Source organism: Roseovarius tolerans, assembly GCF_900109855.1.
Classification (GTDB): Bacteria; Pseudomonadota; Alphaproteobacteria; order Rhodobacterales; family Rhodobacteraceae; genus Roseovarius; species Roseovarius tolerans.
Map to the genome: position 1 here is coordinate 138,773 of NZ_FOBO01000006.1, position 21,052 is coordinate 159,824.

Sequence of the window (21,052 nt, forward strand, 5' to 3'; positions counted from 1 at the left end):
GCGAGGGACGAGGGAGGAGAGCAGCATGCAGGGCCAGATGATGCACCGTGATCTGCGGATCATCGACATACTGACCCATGCCGCCGAGGCGCATGGCGATCAGGGTATCGTGTCGGCGCGGGTCGAGGGGGACATTCACCGGCAAAGCTACGTCGAGACGCTGGCGCGCGTGGCGCGGCTGGCGCATGCGCTGGAGGGGCTGGGCGTCGGCCGGGGCGACCGGGTCGGGACGCTGGCGTGGAATGGCTATCGGCATTTCGAGCTATATTACGGTGTCGCGGGGATGGGGGCGGTCTGTCACACGATCAATCCGCGCCTGTCGCAGGAACAACTGCTCTATATCATCCAGCATGCGGGCGACCGGGTGCTGTTTCTCGACCTGACCTTCGTGCCGCTGGTCGAGGCGCTGGTGCCCGATTTGCCCGACGGGCTGCGGTTCGTGCTGATGACCGACCGCGGGCATATGCTCGAGACGGTGCTAGATGCGCTCTGCTACGAGGAGTTGCTGGAGGGCCAGCTCGAGAGCTACGATTGGCCGGAGTTTCCCGAGGAGACCGCGTCGGGCCTGTGTTACACCTCGGGCACGACCGGCAATCCCAAGGGCGCGCTTTATTCGCATCGCTCGACGCTGCTGCACGCGATGCAGGTGCCGATCTGTCAGACCAGTAGTTTTCGCGCCGGGCAGCGCATCCTGCCGGTGGTGCCGCTCTTTCATGTCAACGCCTGGGGCCTGCCCTATACGGCGCCGCTGACCGGCATGACGCTGGTCATGCCGGGGCCGAACCTGGACGGGCCGAGCCTCTTTCGGCTGATGGAGGCGGAGCGGGTCTGGTCGGCCTGGGGCGTGCCAACGGTCTGGGCCGGGCTGCTGGAAGAGATCCGGGCGCAGGACCGGGTGCCGGAGGGGTTTGGTGATCTGGTGGTCGGCGGGTCCGCCGCGCCGAAAGTCATGATCGAGGCCTACGAGGCGCGCGGCGTGAACGTGGCGCAAGCCTGGGGCATGACCGAGATGAGCCCGATCGGCACGCATGGTATCCTGCCCGCCACGCTGGAGGGCGCGCCTGAGCCTGAGCGCATCGCGGCCAAATGCTGCGCCGGGCGGCGGCTGTTCGGGGTGGAGTTCAAGATCGTGGATGATGAGGGCCGCCGGATGCCGCATGACGGAGAAGCGAGCGGAGAGCTTTACGTGCGGGGCAATACGGTGATCAGCGGCTATTTCGAGAATGCCAAGGCGACGGCGGCGGCAATGGATGGCGAAGGGTGGTTCGCAACCGGCGATGTTGCCTCGGTCAGCCCCGAGGGACAGTTGATCATTCGCGACCGCGCCAAGGACCTGGTGAAGTCGGGTGGCGAGTGGATCAGCTCGATTGACCTGGAAAATGCCGCCCTGTCGCATCCCGCCATTGCCGCCTGTGCGGTGATTGCCGTGCCGCATCCGAAATGGGACGAGCGCCCGGTTTTGGTGGCGGTGGCGGCGGGTGAGGTGCTGCCCGATCTGGCCGAGGTGCGGGCGTATATGGCGGTTCATTTCGCGGATTGGCAATTGCCTGACGACCTGCTGTGGGTCGAGGCGCTACCGCTGACGGCGACGGGCAAGGTGTCGAAGCTTACGCTGCGCGAGCAGTTTTCCGATTACGTGCATCCCGATCTGCGCGAGGCGGGGGCATGAGCGAGGCGTTGGACACGGCCCGCGTCGCAGACTGGCTGGCCGGGCATCTGCCGGGCTTTGACGGGCCGGTTGAGGCCGAGAAATTCAGCGGCGGTCAGTCGAACCCGACTTATTTGCTGAAAACGCCTGCGTGCAATTACGTGCTGCGCCGCAAGCCGCCCGGGGTGCTGCTCAAATCCGCCCATGCCGTGGAGCGCGAGTTTCGTGTGCAGCGCGCGCTGGCGGGCACGGATGTGCCGGTCGCGCGGATGCATGTGCTGTGCGAGGATGAGGAGGTCATCGGATCGCCCTTCTACATCATGGACGCGGTGTCGGGCCGGACCTTTGATGCGCCATCGCTGCCGGGGCTGGAGCCTGCCGAGCGCCATGCCGTGATCGACGAGATGAACAAGGTTCTGGCCGCGATCCATGACGTCGATCTGGAGGCGACGGGGCTGACAGATTACGGCCCCTCGGGCAATTACTATCGCCGTCAGATCGACCGCTGGACGGCGCAGTATCACGCCACCGCCACCGAGGACCTGCCGGAGATGGAGGCGCTGATCGTCTGGCTGGATGACCGTGTGCCGCCGGAGGACGGGCAACGCTGTCTGGTGCATGGCGATTACCGGCTCGACAACCTGCTGTTCGCACCGGAGGGCACGCAGTGTGTTGCCGTTCTTGATTGGGAATTGTCGACCATCGGCCACCCCTATGCCGATCTCGCCGCTGTCATCATGCAATGGTCGATGCCCGCCACGACCGAGGGGCGCGGGCTGGCGGGGGTGGATCGCGCCGCCCTTGGCCTGTGGTCGGATGCCGATTTCATCGCGGGCTATTGCGCGCGGCGGGGGTTGGCACCCATCGAGGGGTTCAACTTTTACCTCGCCTTCACCTATTTCCGCATGGCGGCGATCCTGCAGGGGGTGAAGAAACGCGCAATGGACGGCAACGCCTCGGACCCTGCGCGCGGTTTGGCACTTGGCCAATACGTGCCGGAGTTTGCGAGCGCGGGGCTGCGGGCCGCAAAGGACGAGACATGAGCGACAAGATCGACCCCAACCTGCTGGAGGCGCCGTCGGCGCTGCAAACCCATCTGGGCTATCGCCTGACCGAATGGATGGAGGATTTCGCGCGCGTGGAATTGCCGTTGACGCCTGTGCTGATGAACCGGCAGGGGCTGCCGCATGGCGGGATGCATGCGACGCTTCTGGATACGGCCATGGGCTTTGCGGGGTGCTATACCGGCGATCCGGAGCGGGCGCAGATGGCGCTCACGCTCTCGCTCACCGTCAATTACCTCGGGCAGGCGCGCGGCGAGGTTCTGATTGCCGAGGCCCGGCGCACCGGCGGCGGCAAGAGCACCTATTTCGCGGAAGGTGAGGTGCGCGACGAGACCGGCGCGTTGATTGCGACGGGTAGCGGCGTGTTCCGGTATCGGCGGAGTTGAAATTCAGATATTCTGAATTTTTGTAAAGAAATTTGCGATTGATTTAATCGGATGCGCCTCGCAAGCTGCGTGCCTGAGATTTACCGCGATCCCGCGCTGTGCGGTGGAGGGCGGCGGATGACAAAGGACAAGCATGATACTCGAGACGCGCAACTTCATCGCAGGCCAATGGCAGGCCGGTGCCGCCACCGTGGAAAACCGCAACCCGTCGGATCTGAGCGACGTGATCGGCCACTATGCGCAGGCCGATGCGGCGCAGCTTGACGCGGCTCTTGACGCGGCGCGCACGGCGCAAGTGGCATGGGGTGCCACCGGCCCGCAGAAGCGCCACGATGTGCTGATGGCGATCGGCACCGAGTTGATGGCGCGTGCCGAGGAGATCGGGACAATGATCGCCCGCGAAGAGGGCAAGCCGCTGGCCGAGGGCAAGGGCGAGACCTATCGCGCCGGGCAGTTCTTTACCTATTTCGCCGCCGAGGCGCTGCGCCAACTGGGTGAGACCGCCGACAGCGTGCGCCCGGATATCGAGATTGACGTGCGCCGCGAACCGGTGGGTGTGGTGGCCATCATCAGCCCGTGGAATTTTCCTATCGCCACGCCCGCGTGGAAGATCGCGCCGGCGCTCGCCTTTGGCAACGCGGTGATCTGGAAGCCCGCCAACCAGACGCCGGCGAGCGCCGTTGCGCTGACCGAGATCATAGCAAAGCAGGACCTGCCCGAGGGCCTCTTCAACCTCGTGATGGGGCCGGGGCGCGATGTGGGGCAGCGTCTGGTCGAGAGCCCGGCCGTGGACGCGATCAGCTTTACCGGCTCGGTCCCCGTGGGGCGCGGCATCGCGGCGGCGGCGATGGTCAACATGACCAAGATCCAGATGGAGATGGGTTCCAAGAACCCGATGGTGATCTGCGACGATTGCGATCTCGATCTGGCGGTGGCCCATGCCGTGGGTGCGGCGTTTGGCGGGACCGGGCAGAAATGCACCGCCGCCTCGCGGCTGATCGTGCAGGAGGGCATCCATGACGCCTTTGTCGAAAAGCTGGTCGCGGCCACGCAGGCGCTCAAGGTCGGTCACGCGCTGGAAGAGGGCACGCAGATCGGGCCGGTGGTGAGCGAGGGGCAGTTGAGCGGCAATCTCGATTACATCAAGCTGGGCCAATCAGAGGGTGCGGAGCTCCTTTGCGGCGGCACGCGGCTGGAGCGGGCGACCGACGGCTATTACATGGCCCCCGCCGTGTTCGCGGGCACCCACAACGCCATGCGCATCAACCGCGAGGAGATGTTCGCCCCCGTTACCTGCATCCTCAAGGCGGGCAGCTATACGCAAGCGCTGCACATGGCCAACGATACCGAATTCGGCCTGACGGCGGGGATCATGACGCGCGATCTCGCCCGCGCCACGCATTTCCGCCGCAACGCGCGGGCGGGCTGCGTGATGGTCAACCTGCCCACCGCAGGCACCGATTACCATGTCCCCTTCGGCGGGCGCGGCGCATCGAGCTACGGCCCCCGCGAACAGGGCCGCTACGCCGAGGAATTCTACACCACGGTCAAGACTTCCTACATCTTCTCGGGGGTCCCCGCATCACGAAAAACCGCATCGACGCCCTGCAATATGCCAACTGGTCGGAGGATATCTTCCGGCAGATGCGCGCGGGCAATGTCGATGCGGTGCATGTGACGATCACCTATCACGAAACGTTCCGCGAGACGGTGCTGAATATCGAGGCGTGGAATCGCTGGTTCGAACGCTTCCCCGACCTGATCTTTCAGGGCTTCACCGCCGAAGACGTGGCGCTTGCACGGCAGACCGGGCGCACGGCGATCTTTTTCGGGTCGCAGAACCCGAGTTGCATGGAAGACGATATCGGTCTTGTCGAGGTGCTGCACCGCTTGGGGCTGCGCTTCATGCAACTGACCTATAACAACCAATCCCTGTTGGCGACGGGCTGCTACGAGGCCGAGGATACCGGCCTCACGCGCATGGGCCGCGAGGTGGTGGCCGAGATGAACCGCGTCGGCCTCGTGGTCGATATGAGCCATTCCGGCGACCGTTCCACGCTGGAGGCGATCGAGCATTCGACGCGCCCCATCGCGATTACCCATGCCAATCCGGCAAGCTGGCACCCCGCCCGGCGCAACAAGTCCGACCGGGTGTTGCAGGCTTTGTCGGAAAGTGGCGGGATGCTGGGCTTTTCGCTTTATCCGCATCACCTGAGGGGTGGTGGCGACTGCACGCTCACGGAATTCTGCGAGATGGTCGCGCGCACCGCCGAGCGGATGGGTGTCGACCGGCTCGGCATCGGCTCGGATCTTTGTCAGGATCAGCCCGACAGCGTGGTCGAGTGGATGCGGTCGGGGCGCTGGACGAAAACGGTCGATTTCGGCGAGGGCAGTGCCGATGCACCCGGCTTTCCGCCGATGCCCGACTGGTTCCGAGACAACCGCGATTTCGACAATATCGCGCAGGGTTTGCGCGCCACCGGCATGTGCCATGCCGAGGTGGCGGGGATCATGGGGGGTAACTGGGCACGGTTCTTTGCCGAGAGTTTCGGCAGCGTCGCGCCCCGCTACAAGGAGGCCGCGCAGTGAGCTGCGAGAGCCGGAACCCCATGCCGCATGCGGCGGCGTTCCGGCGGCAGCCCGCAGAGGTCATGCGCCTCGACCGGATGGGCTGCAGCCACCCCACAAGGCTGTCGTTCCTGCGGCAATTGCTGCACCGGATCGAGGCCGAGGGCTGGGTGTTCGATCGCCCGGTCTGGGACATGGATGCGCATGGCGTGGGGCGGGCGGTCTACCGGATGCGCTTTGACGGCGGCAGCCTGAGCCTCGTGGCCTTTGCCCATGACCTGCCCGCCGATCAACGCTCGGACCGGGTGATCGCGACGGCGTGGGACGCGACCTTTGCGCTCTTCGATGGCACGCCGGATGCCGCTGATCTGGATCGGTTGCAGGCCAATGTGCCGCTGCAGGAGGCCGGGCGCGTCAGCCCGCGCGAGCTGTCGCTCAGCCGGGCCAACCGTTCGGTTCGGCTCTTCGATCACGTGGTCGAGCGGTTGGCGGCAGGGCAGCAGCCGGATGCGCAGATGCTGCGCGAAACCGGGTATCTGATGCGGACCACGGCCGTCTACGGCTCGGGCAAGTTCGGGGCGGCGGATCGCGCAATGATTGCCGGGCGGCCTGCTCTGAGTGCGCCGTTTCAGGCCGAGATGCTGTCGGTCTGGCTCACGCGGGCCTTTACCGTCGATCTGGTCGAGCATCTGGCGCGCGCCCGGGGTGGTGCCGCTGCGGTGCCGCTGCGCGAAGATCTGCGCCGGGGTCTTGGCGTGGGCAATTCCACCGGCCTTGGCATGGCGCCGTTTCTGGTGCGGCATCCGGTGCTGCTGAATAACTGGATGATGGCGCGCGAAGAGGCTTTGGCGCGCGTGCGGGCACAAGCGTCGGCGGATGAGATGACCCTGGCGGGCTTTCGCGCGACGCTGGCGGCGGCGGTGCAGAACGCCACCGACTGGCAGAGCGCGCATCCCATTCAGCAGTCCAAGCTGGGCGACCTGCGCGACGGTCTGGCAAGGCTGGAACAGTTCGTGGCCGAGGGCTGGGATGCGAGCGCGCCGCAGCCCTGGGATGCGCTCTGGCACTGGGGGCAGAAGCATCTGCCGCTCGAGGCGCAGGAGGCGCTGCTGGCCGCGATGCTGGAGCCGCATGGCGACCTGATCGACGGGTTGGGCCAATGCATGCAGGCCGATGAAGAGGCGCATTTCGGCATTGACGGCGCGATGCGCGTGGCAGAGTTGCGCGCCATCCTGCAAGCGCAGTACGACTGGGCCATCCACACCGATTACAGCGACCCCGCCCATTGTGCGCGGTTCTGGTATATCTCCGAGGAAAAGCTGGAGCCGCGCCTTGGTGAGCGGTTTGAGGAGGAGGGTGCAAGCCGCGAGTTGCCGCTCGATACCGGGCGGCAGGCGGCGGCGCTGTGGCAGGTCTTGCAAGAGGAGGACGGCGATGCCCCGCTGGCGCGGTTCCTGCTGGCGCATCCCGAGCATCGCCTGATGTTGCGCCGCGTGCAGACCACGGCGCGGCATCCGTTCGCGGAAATACGTGACAACCTGATCGACGCGGAGATGCTGCCCATCGACCTTCTGCGCTGCAAGCTGGCGTTTTTCGGGGCGACGCGGTTCGATCCGCGCTCGGATCGGTGGGTGCGGATCAGCCTGTTTCAGGGCGCGCCCTATCCCGATGACCTGAACCCGGGGGATGCGCCGTGATGATGTCGCCCAACGATCCGACACGCTCTGCCTCGGCCCCTGTCGCACAGGACGGTGCGCGCGTCTGCCTGTCGCTGTCGGAAATCAACGCGCTGTGCTTCAAGGCGGCGCGCGGCTCTGGCCTGACTTGGGGCGAGGCCGAAGAGGCGGGTTGGGCGGCAGCGTGGCTGACGCGCGCGGGATTGGCAGGGCCCTCAATCCTGCTGAGCTGGCTTCGAGACTGTCCCACCTTAGCCCGCCCCGTTCCTGCGGTCGGCCATTGGCAGGCCATGACCGGCCCGCTTTGCCCGCTGCGCACGGGTATTGCCCTTGCCGATCACGCGGGGCTGCCCGAGGGGCCGGGTGAGGACGGCCTGCAGATCGACAGCGTCGCGCATCCGCGCCTCATCCTGCCCTTCGTGGCGCGGGCGGCGACAAGGCTTGACCTTCCGCTCCGGATCGGTTGGGTTGGCGCAGAACTCACGCTGGATACGGCTGCGAACGGGCCGATCACGGTGTCACTTGGGGAAGACGCGGGCGCGCCCGTCGATCTGTGGATCGCAGTCATGGCGCGACCGGAGCCGAATGAGCAACAGACAGATTGTGCGGTGTCGGCCAAGGGCATCGCCTTTGCCGACTGGCAGGCGCTCGATGCTTTGGCATTGCGCGTTACCGTTCCACCCTCGGCCGGGTCGCGTGCCGGTGCCGGGGCTGCGGGGGATGACAACGATTGACCCGCGATCAGACGACCTACCATGAAAAAGACCACTCAACTGGGAGAAAGACCATGAAGAAACTGACACTTGCACTGGCCTTCGGCGCGCTGACCGCGCCCGCGATGGCGCATGCCGAATGCGGCGAAGTCTCTGTCGCCGAGATGAACTGGGCGTCGGGCTCGATCATCTCGAAGATCACCGAATTCCTGATGGAGCAGGGCTATGGCTGCGACGTGACGCTGGTGCCGTCGGCCACCACGACCGCGATCACTTCGCTGGCCGAGAACAACGAGCCGGACGTCGTGCCCGAGCTTTGGGTCAACTCGGCCCCCGCCTATTTCAAGCTGGAAGAAGAGGGCAAGGTGGTCAAGGCTGCCGATGTGTTCTCGGAAGGCGGCAGCGAGAACTGGTGGGTGCCCGACTACCTCGTGGAAGAGCATCCCGAACTGGCCACCATCGAGGGCGTGTTGGCCAATCCCGAACTGGTCGGCGGTCGCTTCCATAACTGCCCCGACGGCTGGGGCTGCCGGATTGCCAATGACAACCTCGTCAAGGCGTTCGACTTCGAGGGCCACGGTATCGAGGTGTTCAATCACGGCTCGGGTGACACGCTGCCTGCCGCGATGGCATCGGCCTACGAGAACAAGGAACCGTGGTTCGGCTACTATTGGGGCCCGACCGCCGTGCTGGGCCGCTACAACATGGTGGCCGTGGACATGGGGCCGCACAAGCCCGAGGTGCACGCCTGCAACCAGACACAGGATTGCGACAACCCCGGAAAATCCGCCTATCCGGCGGCACCGGTGCTGACCGTCGTCACCTCGGATTTCGCCGAGCGGAACCCCGAAGTGTTCGAGTTGGTGAGCAACATCTCCTTCGGGACGCAGGAGCTGAGCAACCTGCTGGCATGGCAGGCGGATAACAGCGCCTCGGCAGAAGAGGCCGCCGTCTACTTCCTGACGCAGAACAGCGACACCTGGAAGTCCTGGGTGAATGACGCCGCTGCCGAAAAACTGAGCGGCATCATCAAGTAAACGACGCCTTCGGGCGGGGCCGTGCGACATGCGCGGCCCCGTTTGCCCAATAAGCACGACAAGGCCCGCAAAAGGGCCTGCGCAGGGAGAGCCGACATGGCGACATATGATTTCATCTTCAACGGGCTCGGCCTGCGGGAGTGGTGCGACAAGGATGCGACCACCGGCCCGATGAGCATGGCAGACCTGCTCGCCCAGGGCTCGGGCGGCGGTGAGGGCACCCCCATCTGGGAGTTGCCTTTTCCCTCTCTCGATGCGCTGAACGAGGCGTGCCCGGCGATTGCCCGGACCCGCGATCTGACAAAGGGGGTCGAAACCAGCTTTCTCGACATCAAGGACACGCTCAAGATCGTGCTCGATCCGATCACCCAACCGCTGAGCTGGTTTCTGGAGGGCGCGCTCTACGCCTTTCAGAACACGCCGTGGTTCATCATGATCCCGATCCTGCTGGCGGTCGTCTATTTTGCCTCGAAATCCATGAAGCTGGTGGGATTTGTCGCCTTCTCGATCCTGTTTCTGGCCTTCATCGACCATTACAACTTCGCCATGCAGACGCTGGCGATCATCTTTGTCTGTGCGTTTCTATGCGTACTCTTGGGCGTGCCCATCGGAATCGCCATGTCGCGCAGTGACACGATGCAGCGCCTGACGATCCCGGTGCTGGACATGCTGCAAACGCTGCCGCCCTTCGTCTATCTCATTCCGCTGATTTTCCTCTTCTCGGTGACCGAGCCCAAGCTCTACGGCATCGCCATCATCCTCTATGCCATCGTGCCGGTCATACGCCTCACGGATCTGGGCATCCGGCTGGTCGACAAGGAGGTGATCGAGGCTGCCGAGGCGTTCGGCATGACCGACCGGCAAAAGCTCTACGGGGTGCAGATCCCGCTGGCGCTGCCGAACATCATGGCGGGCGTGAACCAGACCATCATGATGAGCCTTGCGATGGTGGTGATCGCCTCGCTCGTCTCGGCTCCCGGCCTGGGCGTGCTGGTCCTGCGCGGCATCCGCAATCTGGAATTGGGCGTTGGCCTGATCGCCGGTCTGGGCATCGTGCTATTGGCGGTGATCCTTGACCGGGTGACCAAGGCGGCGCTGGCCCGCGTTAATGCTGCAAGTGCGGCGCAGAGAAACTCATGAACGGGGCCGCTGGAATGGAAAAAGACGTCAAGATTTCGATCCGCAATCTTTACAAGATCTTTGGGTCAGACCCCAAGGGCGCGCTGGAGAATGTGCGCGCCGGAATGGGCAAGCCGGAATTGATGGAAAAGCACCGGCATGTGCTGGGTCTTCAGGACATCAATGTCGACATGCGCGGCGGCGATATCACCGTCATCATGGGCCTGTCGGGGTCTGGTAAATCAACGCTGATCCGCCACCTCAACCGGCTGATCGAGCCGACGGCGGGGCAGATCCTGCTCGATGGTGAGGACGTGCTGGCCTATGGCGAGCGTGACCTGCGCCGCCTGCGGCGCGAGCAGATGTCGATGGTGTTCCAGCATTTCGCGCTGCTGCCGCACCGCACCGTGCTGGAGAACACCGGCATGGCCCGCGCCGTGCGCGGCGAGACCAAGGCCGATTTCCAGGACGACGCGCTCAAATGGCTGGATCGCGTGGGACTTGGCGGGCAGGGCGGGCAGTATCCGCATCAGCTGTCGGGGGGGATGCAGCAGCGGGTGGGCATCGCCCGGGCGCTGGCCTCGGACTCGCCCATCATGCTGATGGACGAGGCGTTCTCGGCGCTCGATCCGCTTATCCGGACCGACATGCAGGACCTGCTACTGGAGTTGCAGGAGGAGTTGCAGAAAACGGTGGTGTTCATCAGTCACGACCTCGACGAGGCGCTGAAGCTGGCCGATCACCTGGTCATTCTCAAGGATGGTCAGGTCGTGCAGCAGGGCGAGCCGCAGGAGATATTGCTGCATCCCAACGATCCCTACATCGTGGATTTCATCAGCGACATCAACCGCGCGCGCGTGCTGCGGGTGCGGTCGGTGATGGAGGAAACCACGGCTCAGGACCGCGAATTCGCGGGCGAGGTCGGCCCCGACGACACATTGGAGTCGGTGATCGCGATTTCCGAGGGCAATACCGGGCTGTGTTACCGCGTCATGCGCGACGGTGCGCAGGTGGGCGCGCTGGAGATGCAGAAACTGGTGCGCGCGCTGGTGCCCACCGGTGCGGCAGAGGGCGGGATCCGCGCCAAGGCGGTCTGAGGCGGCATTTACAGGGCTGCAATGCCGCGCGGATGTGCTATTGTCGCGTGACTTGCAGATAACAGAGGTGGCAGGGCATGCCCCGCCACCCGCCCACAGGCCGTTACCAGAGCAGAGACCCGCGTCATGAGCACCCAAGCCCCCGTTGCCCGATCCGTCCACGATGCGGAGGGGGCGGCGATCATTGACGCCTTCATGCGCCCCTATGAGACCGACACGCCGCTGATCCGGATGGGCGATTTCGGGGATGGCGGATACCTGTTGCCTGACGACCTGCGCGGGATCGCCGCGTGTTACTCACCCGGCGTGTCAGAGCAGGCCAGCTTCGAGATGGACATGGCCAAGCGCGGTATTGCGTCCTTCATGGCCGACGCCTCGGTGGAACGACCGCCGCTGAACGTGCCGGGTGCAGAATTCCTGCGGAAATTCCTTGGGGACAAGGATGAGGGCGAGGTCATGACGCTGGTCTCCTGGGTGGCGGCGACCGATCCGGACCCCGACGCCGATTTGCTGTTGCAGATGGATATCGAGGGGGCGGAATATGCCACGCTATCTGCCGCGCCGCGTGACTTGTTGCGGCGGTTCCGGATGATCGTGATCGAATGGCATCACCTGCCCTCGATCCTGACCAAGCCGCGCTTCATGGGCCCGGCGCTTGCCGCCATTGAAAAGTTGCGTGAGGATTTCGTGACCGTGCATCTGCATCCCAACAACGTGTCGGGCAGTGTCGAGATCGACGACGAGGCGATCCCGCGCGTGGCCGAGGCGACGCTGTTGCGGCGCGACCGTGCGCAGGGCCTGCGCCCGGCAGGCGCGCTGCCGCATCCGCTGGACCGCGGGCACAATCCTAAAAAACCCGCCCTCGCACTGCCGAGGCGGTGGATGCGTGACCCGGTGAAGGAGTGTGAGTGATGGACAAGGCGGTTCTGGAACTCCCCGAATTGACGTTTTCGCCCGAGGTGGGCGAGTGGGTGCAAGAGACCTATGCCAATGCCAAGGTCATTCTCGAATATGGCAGCGGTGGCTCGACGGTGCTGGCCTCGGAGATGCCCGGCAAGACGGTCTTTTCCGTCGAGAGCGACCGCCGCTGGACACGCCGCCTGCAGGCCTATCTCGACGAGGCGGGCGCGCCGTCGCCCGTGCATCTGCACTATGCCCCGATCGGCAAGACCGGCAAATGGGGCCGCCCGGTGGATAGCAGCGGCTATCGGCGCTACCACGAATACGCGCTCGGTATCTGGGATCACCCCGAGTTTCAGGCCCCCGATACGGTGCTCATCGACGGGCGGTTTCGCGAGGCGTGCTTTTATGCGGTGATGCTGCGCTGCACCCGCAAGACCGTGGTGCTGTTCGACGATTACGGCGACCGGCCGCGCTATCACGCGGTGGAACGCTTTGCCAAGCCAGTGGAGATGCGCGGACGGATGGCCCGGTTCGAGTTGAAGAAGATGGCCCTGCCGCGCGAGGAGCTGACCCAGATCATCGGCGCGTTTGCCAACCCGTTCTGAGGATCAGCCCGCCGTCTCGGGCAAGAGACCCTGCACCAGATCGCTGAAATCGGGACGCTCGCGCAATTCCGCGATCAGCGCGCGGTGATTGTCGCAGCAGGCGTCGTGCAGGCGGCGCAATTCAGTGTCGCACAGCAAGTCGTCGTAAATCGCTGCCTTGCGCGGGCGGATGCCGTCGATGCTGCGATCCTCGATCCGGTTGTGGTTCATCTTGTTCCAGTAGTCGAGGCCAAGCGCCTCGCCGCCGTGATGGGCGCGGCCCCGGGCCTTTTTCACCAGATAGGATTCGCAGGATTTCAGGGCGTAGTGATTGAGTTGCACCAGATCATAGCCGAGGGAATCCGGCCCCGAGCGCCAGCTGCCCTCCATATAGCGCTCGGGCATCGGCTCTCCCGAGCCGTTGAACCACTGCGTTTCGGCAAAGGTTTCGACCGTGGGTCGCTTGGGCCGGTGCACGCCGATATGCCCCCACAGATCGCGGCGGAACATGGTCTTCAGGCCCCAGGCCTGTGGCGAGCGGCGGGTCATGTCGGCGGCGGCCATGCGGAACTGATCGGTGAGGAACGTGTCCTCGTAAGATCTGACCCCGGCATTGCCGAAGAGCCGCCATGTCATTGACAGCGTGCGCGCCTGCGGCACCGCATCTGTCAGGGCGCGCAGCGTGTGGTCGCCGGTCTTGACGTTGATGTATTCGTCGGCGTCGATCGGGATCACCCAATCCTCGGGTCCGGCGAGATCCATCCTGAGAAACCGACGATAGGCGCGGCGCTGCGGCGCAGGCTTTCTTGAGCTGTTGTCGACATGACGGAGCTTGCCCATCTCGTGCAACCGGTCGAGCAGCGCATCAGAGCCATCGGTGCAGTCGTTCGAGAAGATCGCCATCTCGTCCACGCCGATGGCGAGATTATGCGCGACCCATTCCAGAATGAACGGCCCCTCGTTCTTCATCGGGGTGACAATGACAAAGCGTCCCATCGGATATGCGCCGTCCTTTCGGTCAGTGAGTGCGGGCCGTGGCTCAGGTGCCCTGTGCGGCGGGCAGGCGGGTCTTGCGGAAGGTTTCGGAGATGAACACCGCATCGCCGAAGCGCAACTGCCTGTTCTTTAGCCGCCGGGACGGGAAGATGTCGTAGAGCAGGTAGCCATGCCCGCGCATCAGGGTCAGGATCTCGTCCAGCAGCGGCACGCCGTCGTAATGCGGGATCGCGAACCATTCGAGCATGATGATGTCGATGGCGTCGCGCGACAGCAGGTCTTGCGCGCCGGTGAGGATGTTGAATTCGCTGCCCTGTGTGTCGAGTTTCATGCAGGCGATATGGTCGACCGCGTTCGCCGCGCACCAGTCATCGAGACGGTTGATCTCGACGGTGATTGTCTCGGCGGTGGAGTGGCCGGAATGCTGCGCGGCCTCGTCGCCGGAATTGGTGAAGAGCGACGAACTGCCGACATGATCGGCCAGGTGAAAATCGCTTTGACCGGTCTCGTGCGAGAGGGCCATCTGATGCACCTCGACCGTCGGAAAGCGGGCGAACCGCTCGCGCACGTAGTCGCATTGCGCCGGGATCGGCTCGATCAGGTGGATCGGCATGTCGCAGAAGAGGCGGCACAGATGCAGCGCCATGGTGCCGCGATTGACGCCCACATCGAGCACCGCGCCGCGGCGCTCGGAATATTTCGAGAGCCGCGCAACGGCCCCCATCGGTCCGCCTTTTTCGGCGATTTGCAGGCGGTGTTTCTTCTTGGGATGAAGCATTGTGTCTGCGTTCATGCGACTGGTCCTGTGAAATGCCGGAGGGGTCTTTCGCGCCCTCCTGACTGCTGTCTGCCGGGTGCCGCGCTTGTGCCGCGCATGGTCAACCGGCGTTTTATCAAGCGGTCAGGCCGGGGGTCTTGTCAATAATCTTTCTCGGTGACCTCATCCTTTGTCTCGATCTTGTTGACCTTGAGCCACCCGAGGAATTCGTCCCAGCCGGGGCGCTCCTTCAACTCGGCGATCTTGGCCCGGTGCCAGTCACAGGCATCCTCGTGCAGGCGCGCCAGAACCGGATCGGCCTTGAGCGCGTCGAGAACCGGGCGTGCGCGTTCGGCATGGGGCAGGATGCTGCGATCCTCGGCACGGTTGACGTTCATGTCGGACCAGTAATGCTCGGTCTGCTCGCGGGCGATGTGGTTGGTGCGGCCCCGGTCGCGCTTGACCAGAAAGCTGTCGAGCGAGCGCACCGAGTAGTGATGCAGCCGGGCATAACGGTTGCTGAACCCCGGCCATGCGCGCCAGCCGATTTGCCCCATCGGGCGCAGGTTGCCGCCGCAATCGGACCAGCGCACCGCATCCTCGCGTCCTTCGGGCACGCCCTTGGGGCGGTGCGGGTTGTATTTACGGAAAAGACCGTTGTTGCGGAACATCGTCTTGAAGCCTGTGGCGCGCCCGTTGGCCGGGTCATCCTCGATATCCGCGAGAAAGAACTGATCGGTCACGGGCGTGTCGGCATAATCTTCGACCCCGCCACAGCCGAACAGTTTCCAGACGAACGACACCGCATCGCAATCGCCCATGGTGGCGATCATCTCATCGAGCGTCTGCACACCTTCGCGCAGGTTTAAGAACTCGTCAACATCGAGACAAATCAGCCACTCGGCCCCCTTCACCCACGGATGCGCGGTGGCGCGGCGCAGCGCCTTATGCTGCGGCGGCGAGCCGTCCGAGACATCGTTGGGCCGGTGACTGCAATAGCCCAGTTCCTCCAGCCGCTCGGCCATGAGGTCGGTGCCATCGTCGCAATTGTTGGTGAAGATCACGAAGCCTGTGAAGCCGATGGTCAGGTTATAGGCGATCCATTCCAGCAGGAACGGCCCCTCGTTCTTCATCGTCGTCATGATGACATGGCTGCCGCCAAGGGCGGGGGCGGGCAGGGCTGCGGTGATCGCTCCGGGCTTGGTCATTCGGCGGCCTGTCTCTTGAGTTTGCGAAAGGCGGGGCTGACGATGCGCGCCAGCTTGTCATGCCCGCGCTCTTGCAGGTTGGTTTGCAGCGCCTTGCGGTACCACGGCAGAAAACGCCGGTCGCGATACATTTTGTAGAAGACGTCCGGAGTTAGCGTGTCGTCGAGCGCGTGCTGCATTAGCGGCTTGAGCAGCCCCGCCCGGCGCAGGAAGACCGGCGAGAAATGCCCCGAGCACCAGGTCTTGAGCCGGATCACGTTGTCGCCCTCCAGCCGGTCGACATGGCGGCGGTCGGGCTCGAAGAACGGGTCGTAGAGCACGAAGGCCTTTTCGACCTCGTCGATCTCGAAGGCGCAATCGCTATGGGCCAGCGTCCAATCGCGCGCGCGGCCCATGCCAAAGCGTTTCTCCCACGGCACCAGCGTCTCGTCGAGCGTGGTTTGCGGGTTGAAGCTGATGACCGTGGCGCCGGGGGCCAGCGAGGCAAAGGCAAGCGCCGCGAAGCCGCCCATCGAGGTGCCGGTCAGGACGACCTTGTCGAACCCGGCAAAGACCCCGTCGGCGGCCAGCTTTTCGAGATGAGCGATCAGTTGCGGGCAGCGAAACCAATCCTTGCGCCGCGCCATCACCGCCATGTGCGACCAGCCATTGTCGCGCACGAATTTATAGGCCCAGGGCTCGCGCTCGGGCGAGAGATCATTGACGTTCGAGAGGTTGTCGAAAGTCACCACCAGCCGGGTCTGATCCCGCAGGATGCCGACCACGGCGTGGTTCTTGAGCCGGGTGTAGAAGCCTTCGGTGCCGCCGCCGGTGTGGATCTCAGCAAACCAGGGCGGCAGGGCGGTGGGGGCCTCGGGGCGCGGGTCGGGTTCCGCGTCCGGTGTGATCTCGGCGGTCTCCGCCACGGGCGTGACAGGGGGCTGGGCTTTGGTTTTGGGCGCGGGTTGCGGGGCCTTTGCGCCGACTGCGCCCAGCACTCGGGCCATGTCACCGCCGCCGCTGCGCATCTGCTCCAGCGTTTCGCGTTCCTCGGCGCAGAGCGCCTCCTGCGCCTCGGCGACACCGGGCAGCGCCATCAGGCTTTCGAGTTCGCGCGCCGTGTCGGCCATGCGCGGCGTAAGGTCGGGGCCGTCGCCGGTGATCGCGCGCTGCGTTTCCAGCCACGCGATCAGCGTGTCGGCATCGGGGCGCTGCTTTTCGGGCAGGGTGGCCATATGGAGAAGATGCGCCTCTACGCTCGGCGCGGGGATTTTCAGGATCGCGGCCTTGGACGTGCCGCGCGCGCCTGCATCGTTGGCCCAAGTCAGGCGGCTATGCGGTTCGGCCATCGGCGTGCCGTCGCCGTTCACCCATTTGAGCGCCGCCTTGCCCTGCGCAGGGCCGGTCGGCACCTCGGGATTGCGTGCTCCAAAAAGCCCGAGCCGCACCACGCTGCGCAAGGGCGCGTCAGCCGTCACGGCGGCGGTCGGGCGTGCGGTGAACAGGATCGCGCCGCTGTCCTGCGCCTCGGCCGTGCCCGCAACCTGAAGCGGGGCCGAGAGCACATCAGCCCCGCCCGAGGACCGCATCAGCGATTGCACGGATTTCGAATTGTTGAGGATACAGAAATATTCGTCCGCCCCGAGATAGAGGCCATATCCGCCGCTATCCGTGGCCTCGACCGCCGCCGCGCGCAGGGCGGAATTGTGAATTTCTTCCTTCCTGTCGGGATCGACCGCGACCGACGTCACGCGCACCGCCCCTGCCGCCGCGAGGGCGTCGAACAGCGGCTGCTTGCCTGATTGTCTGCGATCCGTCAACAACAGCACATCGGTAGCTCCGATTGCCCGGTGATAGGCCAGCCATTCCAGAAACGACGATCGAGGCTGCGCCGCAAAGGCACTCAGCAACAGTTTCGGCCCTGTTGTCATGAACTCACCAACTCCTTCGCCACTGCCCGGCAGCGGGAGCGCTTGCGACTGTTTCCATTGAGTGTATAAAATTTCCAAGATGTAGAAAAGGTTGATTTATGTCGACGGGTGCCAATAACAGGCGCGGATGGTTCATTGGTCTGCGCAAGGATCAGCTGGGCGCGCGCCTTCTGATGATGCTTAACAGCATCCGCCTCGCCGAGGATTACGGCACCGACTTCCGCATCAACTGGTTTCCGCGCGGGGCGATGGCCCCGAAACTCGACACGCCGTCGGATCTCTTCGCGCAGGCGTTCATCGACCGGCATTTCATCGACAACGAGAGTTTCGAGGCGCTGGACAGCCTGACCAAGCCGCTTTGGTCTTTCCTCAAGGACAAGACGCCCAAACGGCTGGAGGCGCATCTGGCCGAGGGTGGGCATGTCCTGCTCGACGAGGGGTTCGAGATCGTGGAATTCCCGTGGGAGGATGGCGGCGATCTGCGCGGGCGGTTTCGCGGGTTCATCAGCCGCATCGCCTTCAACCCCGTGGTGCAGCGCCATATCGAGGCGGTCGAGACGGCGATGGCGCAGGGCAGCGGGCGCGTCGTGGCCTATCACATCCGGCGCGGCGACATCCTCAACGAGGACCCGTGGAAGCACAAGGAATGGCCCGCCAAGATCGAGCCGGACGAGCTCTATTCGGCCTATCTGGAAAAGAACGCCGGGGCCGGGGCGCTGGTGTTTTCCGATCAGGCCGAGAGCATCGCGCGGTTCACCACCGCGCACAGCCACGTGCGCAGCATCACCGATCTGATCGATCTGGAGGGGTGCAAGCCGGTGCAGCGCGACTTTCTGGAACTCTTCGCGATGTCGCGTGCCTCAGAAATCGTGGCCCCGCCGATCAGCGCGTTCAGCCGCGCCGCCGCCCGCCTGAGCGGACAGGAGCGCAAGTGCTTTCACGAGGTTATGACGCTGGCGGAACGCGACGCCGCCTATGAGCATCTGGTGAGCCGGTTCAATGCCGGGGTAGAGAATTTCATCACCCCGAGCGAGGCTGCGCATGTCTATGTGAAACTCGCCCGCCGCCTGCAGGAAACCGGGCGCGAGGCCGAGGCGTGGGAGATCGGGCAGAGCATTCTGGATGCGGGGGCCGACAACGCCTTCATGGCGCTGATGCATGCGACCAACGGCATCTATCTCAGCAAGTGGGACGAGGCGCTGGTGCATGTCGAGGCGGCCCTCGCCCATCCGGACCAATGGCAGGAAAACTACATCTCCGGCCTTGCCATCCGGGCGCATATTCTGGGGGCATTGGGCAAGCGGTTCGGCGCGCGGCGGTCGTTCCTGCGCGCCTTCTGGCAAAAGCCGATGTTGCCGGATGTGACGGTGCTTGGATCGTTCATGATCAAGCGCGGGCGGCTCAAGCCCGGCGCGACGCTGCCGTTTGACCGGGCCACGCTGATGGCCCTGCCGGTGCGCTATCAACAGACCAATATCGTCGTGCAGCAGGGCAAGATCCTGCGGCGGCGCGCGGCGGATCTGTCGACCATCGCCATTGAATGGCCGTGGTTTCCGCTCGATGGCAAGACCGGGCGGCTGCTCGAGGCGACGCAGGAACTGGAGGCGATGCGGGCGCGGCTTCTGGCGCATGAGGGCTGCGTACCGGGGGCCGGGCCATTCAGCTTTTGCGCGCTGCTCGATGCGCGGATGGGTCGGCTCGATGAGGCGCTTACCCGCAATACCGAGGCAGTGGCGCAGGCCCCGGACGATCCGCTGGTGCGCAAGCGGCAGGCGGAAATCCTGATGCTGCGCGGCGATCACGCGGCGGCATTGGTCGAGATGGACGCCTGCCGCGCCGATGCGCCCGATCACGCCTTCTGGCATTTCCTGACCGGGCAGATTCATGAACAGGCGGGCAACATGGCGGCGGCGCGGGCCTGCTTCGAGCGCGCATCAACGATGGATGACAGCACTGCCGAGCTGCACGCGCTTCTGGCAGAGTTGTGTCGCCGCATGGGTGACGAGGACGCTGCCGTGACGGCGCTTGATCGCGCCGCCGAGATTGCGCCCAATCAGCAACGCTATCGCAACCGGCGCGATCGGCTTTTGCGCAAACAGGCGTGAGCGGTGGTGGTGGTTTTCGGCCTGGTGCTGCCGTTGCCGTGAGCCGCGCGAAACGCACCGAAGGTGCCGCGCGATCGTCATGCCAGAGGCATGCCTCCGGCATGACGCCGTCCCGCGGCTTGGCGATTTGATAGGGTGCGCAACGTGTTGAGTTTACAATGACTTGGCTGGCATAAAGCACCCACCACGACCGTTGCTTCGCCAGTCCCCGGCCCTGCGATCACGCGGCACCTTCTGGCGGGGTGCTATGTCCGCTCAAGGCCAAACCGCTCCGTCTCAACCCGCCCGCCGGATCAGCTTGAGGATCGCACGCACGGCGTATTGAAACTCCTGCAACTCGCCCGGATGGCCGCGCGGCGGATGGTCTGGCAGGTCCGTGCGCGGCGGGAAAAGCACCTCGCGCCCGGGGAAATACGCCTTGCGCATTGCCGCGTTGCGCGCCTCCAGCGTCTCGTTGATCTGGGCGCGTTCCTCGGGCAGGAGCACGTCGGCACTGGCAAACAGCTTTGGGTCCTCGCTTTGCTGAAGCAGCCGCCCGAGCCTGCGGCGCGCCTTCTTGTCATAGCCCGCCCCGCGCTCGTCGAAGAGGCCGAGCGCCTCGCTCGCCAGCCGCGAGAGCGAGCGGTTTGCGGCAACGCGCGGCAGGGTCACCGCCTCGGGCGGCACGCCCATGGCCGACAGGATATCCGGGATCACGTTCTGTCCCACCATCTCGTCGCGCAGGTAGAGGCGTGGGTGGATTTCCGCCCCCGGCACCTGCGTCTTGACCCGTTCGAACAGCGCGCCGAAATCCATGTAGTCGGGATCGCTCTCGATCTGCTGCAGCCTTTGCGAGACAAAGCCGTCCGCCCCGCCGGTGGGCAGGGCGTTCTTGGCGCGCTGCTTGTAATCGGCCTCGATGAAATCGTCGAAGCGGCGCAGGTAGAGGATGACCTTGACCGGCCCCTCCACGCGGCTCAGGAACCGGGCCTGCATCGGCGTCAGGTCACGGCCGAAGAACATCTCGCTCGACAGGATGCAATGCTGCGCGGGGTGGGCGGCATATTCGGCGGCAAAGGCTTCGGCCTCGCCTTCGGGGGCGGTCTGCCAGCCCCGGCTCATGTGAATGGCCATGGCGTTGTGACAGATCAGGCGCGCGGTGCCGGTACCCCGGTCGCGGCCGGTGACCATGTAGCGGATGCCGTGATCATCCAGAAACTCGGGCTGCGCATGCAGATAGCCCTGCAGCGCCGTCGTGCCCGTCTTGGGCATCCCGATATGAAGCCAGAGCACGCCTGGCTC

General features: G+C 64.8%; 18 protein-coding genes. 13 read left to right on the plus strand and 5 right to left on the minus strand.

Annotated elements, in window-relative coordinates; all coding sequences use genetic code 11:
• Positions 1-25 precede the first annotated feature (25 nt).
• The 12 genes from BMX04_RS07900 (at position 26) to BMX04_RS07955 (ending at position 12,816) form a co-directional block, all read left to right on the plus strand.
• Positions 26-1,669 (plus strand): long-chain fatty acid--CoA ligase, encoded by a 1,644-nt coding sequence (locus tag BMX04_RS07900; protein WP_074785731.1) that lies wholly within the window; start codon positions 26-28, stop codon positions 1,667-1,669.
• The gene (locus tag BMX04_RS07905) at positions 1,666-2,691 is read left to right on the plus strand and encodes a phosphotransferase family protein (protein WP_074785732.1); all 1,026 of its coding nucleotides are present in this window, start codon (positions 1,666-1,668) and stop codon (positions 2,689-2,691) included. Before BMX04_RS07900 ends, BMX04_RS07905 begins: the two co-directional genes overlap by 4 nt.
• Positions 2,688-3,098 carry a PaaI family thioesterase gene (locus BMX04_RS07910; protein ID WP_074785733.1) on the plus strand — a complete coding sequence of 137 codons (411 nt, stop codon included), beginning with the start codon at positions 2,688-2,690 and terminating at the stop codon, positions 3,096-3,098. Before BMX04_RS07905 ends, BMX04_RS07910 begins: the two co-directional genes overlap by 4 nt.
• A gap of 133 nt (positions 3,099-3,231) precedes the next feature.
• A complete protein-coding gene (locus tag BMX04_RS07915; protein ID WP_083398121.1) occupies positions 3,232-4,776 on the plus strand; it encodes an aldehyde dehydrogenase family protein in 1,545 nt (514 codons plus the stop codon).
• Positions 4,680-5,687, plus strand: a complete 1,008-nt coding sequence (locus BMX04_RS07920) for a membrane dipeptidase (RefSeq protein ID WP_074785805.1) — start codon at positions 4,680-4,682, stop codon at positions 5,685-5,687. The genes BMX04_RS07915 and BMX04_RS07920 overlap by 97 nt, the downstream gene beginning before the upstream one ends.
• Before the next feature lie 20 nt (positions 5,688-5,707).
• On the plus strand, positions 5,708-7,363 hold the full coding sequence (locus BMX04_RS07925) for a hypothetical protein (protein WP_074785734.1): 1,656 nt from the start codon (positions 5,708-5,710) through the stop codon (positions 7,361-7,363).
• Positions 7,363-8,076, plus strand: a complete 714-nt coding sequence (locus BMX04_RS07930) for a DUF3726 domain-containing protein (protein ID WP_074785735.1) — start codon at positions 7,363-7,365, stop codon at positions 8,074-8,076. Before BMX04_RS07925 ends, BMX04_RS07930 begins: the two co-directional genes overlap by 1 nt.
• A gap of 53 nt (positions 8,077-8,129) precedes the next feature.
• Entirely contained in the window at positions 8,130-9,092 is a 963-nt protein-coding gene (locus BMX04_RS07935; protein WP_074785736.1) for an ABC transporter substrate-binding protein, read from the plus strand.
• 96 nt (positions 9,093-9,188) lie between these two features.
• Positions 9,189-10,232 (plus strand): ABC transporter permease, encoded by a 1,044-nt coding sequence (locus tag BMX04_RS07940; protein ID WP_074785737.1) that lies wholly within the window; start codon positions 9,189-9,191, stop codon positions 10,230-10,232.
• A 14-nt stretch (positions 10,233-10,246) separates the two neighbouring features.
• A complete protein-coding gene (locus BMX04_RS07945) occupies positions 10,247-11,308 on the plus strand; it encodes an ATP-binding cassette domain-containing protein (RefSeq protein WP_074785738.1) in 1,062 nt (353 codons plus the stop codon).
• Between the two features lie 126 nt (positions 11,309-11,434).
• Positions 11,435-12,220 carry an FkbM family methyltransferase gene (locus BMX04_RS07950; RefSeq protein ID WP_083398122.1) on the plus strand — a complete coding sequence of 262 codons (786 nt, stop codon included), beginning with the start codon at positions 11,435-11,437 and terminating at the stop codon, positions 12,218-12,220.
• Entirely contained in the window at positions 12,220-12,816 is a 597-nt protein-coding gene (locus BMX04_RS07955) for an O-methyltransferase (RefSeq protein WP_074785739.1), read from the plus strand. Before BMX04_RS07950 ends, BMX04_RS07955 begins: the two co-directional genes overlap by 1 nt.
• Before the next feature lie 3 nt (positions 12,817-12,819).
• Here the strand turns inward: BMX04_RS07955 and BMX04_RS07960 are convergent, their stop codons facing one another.
• From BMX04_RS07960 to BMX04_RS07975, 4 genes are all read right to left on the minus strand, one after another.
• Positions 12,820-13,791 carry a glycosyltransferase family 2 protein gene (locus BMX04_RS07960; RefSeq protein WP_244888503.1) on the minus strand — a complete coding sequence of 324 codons (972 nt, stop codon included), beginning with the start codon at positions 13,789-13,791 and terminating at the stop codon, positions 12,820-12,822.
• A gap of 43 nt (positions 13,792-13,834) precedes the next feature.
• On the minus strand, positions 13,835-14,584 hold the full coding sequence (locus tag BMX04_RS07965) for an FkbM family methyltransferase (RefSeq protein WP_074785740.1): 750 nt from the start codon (positions 14,582-14,584) through the stop codon (positions 13,835-13,837).
• A 125-nt stretch (positions 14,585-14,709) separates the two neighbouring features.
• The gene (locus tag BMX04_RS07970; protein ID WP_244888504.1) at positions 14,710-15,756 is read right to left on the minus strand and encodes a glycosyltransferase family 2 protein; all 1,047 of its coding nucleotides are present in this window, start codon (positions 15,754-15,756) and stop codon (positions 14,710-14,712) included.
• Positions 15,753-17,666 (minus strand): glycosyltransferase family 2 protein, encoded by a 1,914-nt coding sequence (locus BMX04_RS07975; protein ID WP_074785741.1) that lies wholly within the window; start codon positions 17,664-17,666, stop codon positions 15,753-15,755. The genes BMX04_RS07970 and BMX04_RS07975 overlap by 4 nt, the downstream gene beginning before the upstream one ends.
• Before the next feature lie 98 nt (positions 17,667-17,764).
• Here BMX04_RS07975 and BMX04_RS07980 point away from each other — a divergent pair, with 98 nt between their 5' ends.
• Complete coding sequence (locus BMX04_RS07980; protein ID WP_074785742.1) at positions 17,765-19,771, plus strand: tetratricopeptide repeat protein; 2,007 nt, start codon at positions 17,765-17,767, stop codon at positions 19,769-19,771.
• Positions 19,772-20,047: 276 nt separating this feature from the next.
• Here BMX04_RS07980 and BMX04_RS07985 read toward each other — a convergent pair whose 3' ends face one another.
• Complete coding sequence (locus BMX04_RS07985; protein ID WP_074785743.1) at positions 20,048-21,043, minus strand: hypothetical protein; 996 nt, start codon at positions 21,041-21,043, stop codon at positions 20,048-20,050.
• Positions 21,044-21,052: the final 9 nt, after the last annotated feature.